This is a genomic window from Salicola sp. AFF1, assembly GCF_056783195.1.
Genome location: NZ_JBXAYL010000141.1, coordinates 1 through 356, shown reverse-complemented (window position 1 = coordinate 356; position 356 = coordinate 1). Strand labels below are relative to the sequence as shown.

Annotated in this window: 1 pseudogene; it reads right to left on the bottom strand. The window is 61.0% G+C overall.

Annotation, left to right across the window (positions count from 1 at the left end):
- Positions 1-356, bottom strand: a pseudogene (locus AC1RQI_RS17095) (group II intron reverse transcriptase/maturase); the annotation flags it as partial.

Genomic DNA, 356 nt, shown 5'->3' with positions numbered 1-356 from the left:
CGGTAGCGGCGGATGAACAGCTGCGCCTTGCCGATGGCATGGTGCGCACTGCGTCCCGGACGATACCCGTAACTCGACGGGTGAAAATCCGGCTCGAAGAGTGGTTCGATGATACGGCGCAACGCCTGTTGCACAACCCGGTCCCGAACCGTTGGAATACCCAGCAGACGCTCGCCGCCGTCATCCTTGGCAATGGCCACACGCCTGACCGGTTGCGCCTGATAGCGCTTGTCCTTCAGCTCGAGTAACAGGCACGACAGCTCCGCCTCCAGATTCGCTTCAAACGCACTCAGGCTCTGCCCATCGATTCCGGCCGCGCCCTTGTTACGCTTGACGTGTCTGAAGGCTTCATACAG